Here is a 3936-nt window from a genome sequence, read left to right on the forward strand (position 1 = left end):
ATCCTCTCCATCGGCCTGAAGGACGTCGGCACCCTCGGCTCCAACGTGGGCGGCCAGGGCCTGGCGTACAACCAGAAGATCGGCGCCGGCACGTTCGTGTTCGGCTACCCGAGCGGCTCGCACCCGGACGGCAACCACGCCTTCTCCGGCAACACGCTCAAGTGGTCGTACGGCAAGACCTTCAAGGCCAGCTCCCCCACCATCAACGCGCAGGAGCTCATCGGCATCAAGTCGTCGTTCACCGGCGAGGGCGCGCTCGGCTCGGCGTGGCTGTACCGCTACAGCAGCAAGAAGCGGCTCGGCTACCTCAACGGCGTGACCATCGGCGTCGCCGACCGCGACGGCAACCGGCGCTACGACACCAGCGTCTCCCCGTACTTCGACGGTGAGACGTACGGCGTGTACAAGGTCGCCGCGAACAACTGGTCGGGCAAGATCGTCTGATCGGTCACCGCTGCACGCGAAGGGGCCCGGCATCCCGCCGGGCCCCTTTCCGTTCTCCGCCTCGCCGGTGGCGGATTTCTCCGCCTCGCCGATGGGTTGATCACATCTCCGGTTGCCGAGATCGCGACCGGCCGGCGGCCTACTGCCCTTCGAGGCGCTCCGCCAACGCCATCCACTCGATCTCGGCCGCCTCCTTCTGAGCGGCGATCTCCCGCAGCTCGGCGTCGAGCCTGCCCAGGCGTTCGAAGTCGCTCGCCGCCTCGGCCATCTCGGCGTGCAGCTTCGCCTCACGCTCGCCGAACTTGTCGATCTGCCGTTCCAGCCGGTTGAGCTCCTTCTGCAGCTCCCGCAACTCCTTGGCGGACAGCCCGCCCGACGGCGCCGGCTGCTCGTCGCGGGCGGCCCGCTCGGGAGCGCCCGTGGCGGCGGCCGCCCGGGCCGACAACGCGGCGCCCGCCGCGCGGCGTTCCAGGTATTCGTCCACGCCGCCGGGCAGCATCGACAGCCTGCCGTCCCCGAGGAGCGCGACGCAGCGGTCCGCCACCCGCTCCAGGAAGTAGCGGTCGTGGCTCACCACCACCAGCGTGCCGGGCCAGCCGTCGAGGAGGTCCTCCAATTCGGTGAGCGTCTCGATGTCGAGGTCGTTGGTCGGCTCGTCGAGCAGCAGCACGTTGGGCTCGTTCATGATGAGCCGGAGGAGCTGCAGCCGCCGCCGCTCGCCGCCCGACAGGTCGCCGACGACCTTCCACTGGGCCTCGCCCCGGAAACCGAGGCGTTCGAGCAGCTGGGAGGCCGACCACTCCTTCTTGCCCACCTGGACGTACTTGCGGATCTCCTCGACCGTCTCCAGCACCCGCCGCGTGGGGTCCAGCTCGGCGAGCTCCTGCGACAGGTGGGCGAGCCGCACGGTCTTGCCGCGCACGATGCGGCCGGAGTCGGCCTCGACCGTGCCGGACAGCAGGCGCAGCACCGACGACTTGCCCGAGCCGTTCACGCCGATCAGGCCGATCCTGTCGCCCGGGCCGAACTGGTACGTGCAGTGGTCGAGCACCAGGGGCCCCGCGCCGGGGCCGCCCGCGTGGAGCGTCACGTCCTCCAGGTCCACAACGGTCTTGCCGAGCCGCGCCGAGGCGAAGCTCAGCAGCTCGACGGTCTCCCGCGGCGGCGGCTCGTTCGCGATCAGCGCCTCGGCGGCGTTGATGCGGAACTTGGGCTTGGAAGTCCGGGCCGGCGGGCCGCGCCGCAGCCAGGCGATCTCCTTGCGCATGAGGTTCTGCCGGCGCTCCTCGGCGGCCTGCGCGATCCGCGCCCGCTCGGCCTTGGCCAGCACGTACGCCGCGTAGCCGCCCTCGTATCGCTCGACCGAGCCGTCGACGACCTCCCACGTGCGGGTGGAGACGGCGTCGAGGAACCACCGGTCGTGGGTGACGACGAGCAGCGCCGACTTGCGCTGGACGAGATGCCCGGCCAGCCAGGCGATGGCCTCGATGTCGAGGTGGTTCGTGGGCTCGTCGAGGATCAGCAGGTCGTGCTCCTCGACCAGCAGCCGCGCCAGTGCCGTACGGCGGCGCTCCCCGCCCGACAGCGCGCCCGCGGGGGCCGCGAGGTCGATGTCGACGAGCAGGTTGGCGAGGATCTCCCTGATCGCGGCGTCGCCGGCCCACTCGTGCTCGGCCCGGCCGGCCAGGACGATGTCCTTCACGGCGGCGTCCGGGTCGAACTGGTCGCGCTGGGCGAGCGCGCCGACGCGCAGCCCGCGCGTGTGGGTGACCCGCCCGCTGTCGGGCTTCAGCGTTCCGGCGATGATCGAGATGAGCGTGGTCTTGCCGCCGCCGTTGCGGCCGACGACGCCGATCCGGTCGCCTTCCTCCAGCCCGAGAGAGACGTCGGCGAGCAGGGGCTTGGGCCCGAAGGCGTGGGAGACGGACTCCAGATTGACCAGATTCATCGCCCGTAAAGCTTATCCGGCCACGGTGGCCCCGGGGACGGGCCCGTGGGCGGTGACGACGGACCTGCAGCCGTCCACGTCCTTGAGCAGGGCGGCCAGCTCGTGCGCGTGCTCGGCCGACTCGGCCAGGAAGGCGCAGGTGGGGCCGGATCCGGAGACGATCGCGCCGAGTGCGCCGTGCGTGCGGCCGGCGGCGAGCGTGTCCGCGAGCGAGGGACGCAGCGCAAGCGCGGCGGGCTGCAGGTCGTTGGACAACGCCTGCCCGAGCGCCCTCGCGTCGCCCTCGCGCAGCGCGGCGAGCAGGGCCTCGCTCACCGCGGGCGTGGGCGCGGCCACTCCCGCCTCCTCGCGCAGCCGGTCGCACTCGCCGTACACCCGGGGCGTGGACAGGCCGCCGTCGGCGAGGGCGAAGACCCAGTGGAAGACCCCGGCGGTCTCCAGCGGGGCGAGCCGCTCGCCGCGTCCGGTGCCCACGGCGGTGTCGCCGAGCAGCGCGAACGGCACGTCGCTGCCGATGTCGGCGGCGATCTCCATCAGGTCTTCGACGGGCAGGCCGAGGCCCCACAGGTCGTTGCAGGCGACCAGCGCCGCGGCGGCGTCGGCGCTTCCGCCGGCCATGCCGCCCGCCACGGGGATCGACTTGCGGATCAGCAGATCGGCCCGGTAGGAACGGCCCGCGCGGTCGGCCAGCGCCCTGGCGGCCCGTACGGCGAGATTGTCGTCGCTCACCGGGACCTCTCCCGTGAGGTCGCCCTCGACCCTGACCCTGAGCGGGGCGGCGGAGGGATCCGCGTCGAGCGGCTCGGCGGCGGTGACCTCGTCGAACAGCGAGACCGCGTGGAAGACGTTCACCAGGTCGTGATAGCCGTCCTCGCGCAGCGGCCCGACCGCGAGCTGGAGATTGACCTTCGCCGGCACGCGCACCGTGATCGCGCTCATCGCCCGCCCTACCGCCTCACGTCGCCATGCCTGCACTGCCTGGACATGGGACCGAAGCTTAGCGTCACCCGCACCCCCCGAGATCCGCCGGCGGATGCGGTCCGGACAGCGGAAAGGGGCCCGGCGGGATGCCGGGCCCCTTCGCGTGCAGCGGTGACCGATCAGACGATCTTGCCGGACCAGTTCTTCGCGGCGGTCTTGTAGACGGCCAGGGTCTCACCGTCGAAGTACGGCGAAACGCTGGTGTCGATGCGCTTGTTGCCGTCGGTGTCGGAGACCGCGATGGTCACACCGTTCAGGTAACCAAGCCGCTTGGCGCTGCTGTAGCGGTAGAGCCAGGACGAGCCGATGGCGCCCTCACCGGTGAAGGAGGACTTGATGCCGATCAGCTCCTCGGCCTTCATCGACGGCGCGGCCGCCTTGAAGGTCTTGCCGTACGACCACTTGAGGGTCTTGCCGGAGAAGGCGTGGTTGCCGTCCGGGTGCGAGCCGCTCGGGTAGCCGAACACGAACGTGCCGCTGCCGATCTTCTGGTTGTACGCCAGGCCCTGGCCGCCCACGTTGGAGCCCAGGGTGCCGACGTCCTTCAGACCGATCGACAGAGC

The 3936-nt window shown here is 71.3% G+C and carries 2 protein-coding genes and 2 pseudogenes; 1 reads left to right on the forward strand and 3 read right to left on the reverse strand.

The window, feature by feature from the left end; all coding sequences use genetic code 11:
• Nucleotides 1-444, forward strand: a pseudogene (locus FLV34_RS38790) (hypothetical protein); the annotation flags it as partial.
• 139 nt (nucleotides 445-583) lie between these two features.
• Here FLV34_RS38790 and FLV34_RS38795 read toward each other — a convergent pair.
• The 3 genes and pseudogenes from FLV34_RS38795 to FLV34_RS38805 form a co-directional block, all read right to left on the reverse strand.
• Nucleotides 584-2392 (reverse strand): ABC-F family ATP-binding cassette domain-containing protein, encoded by a 1809-nt coding sequence (locus FLV34_RS38795; protein ID WP_147945542.1) that lies wholly within the window; start codon nucleotides 2390-2392, stop codon nucleotides 584-586.
• Nucleotides 2393-2404: 12 nt separating this feature from the next.
• The gene (locus FLV34_RS38800) at nucleotides 2405-3331 is read right to left on the reverse strand and encodes a 4-(cytidine 5'-diphospho)-2-C-methyl-D-erythritol kinase (protein ID WP_142651990.1); all 927 of its coding nucleotides are present in this window, start codon (nucleotides 3329-3331) and stop codon (nucleotides 2405-2407) included.
• Between the two features lie 161 nt (nucleotides 3332-3492).
• A pseudogene (locus FLV34_RS38805) lies at nucleotides 3493-3936 on the reverse strand (hypothetical protein); the annotation flags it as partial.

It is taken from the genome of Microbispora sp. CSR-4, assembly GCF_008033685.1.
Taxonomy (GTDB): Bacteria; Actinomycetota; Actinomycetes; order Streptosporangiales; family Streptosporangiaceae; genus Microbispora.

Excerpts from the sequence above, each read along its gene's own strand:
- FLV34_RS38795 (WP_147945542.1), bottom strand. The coding sequence starts at position 2,392 with ATGAATCTGGTCAATCTGGAGTCCGTCTCCCACGCCTTCGGGCCCAAG.
- FLV34_RS38800 (WP_142651990.1), bottom strand. The coding sequence starts at position 3,331 with ATGAGCGCGATCACGGTGCGCGTGCCGGCGAAGGTCAATCTCCAGCTC.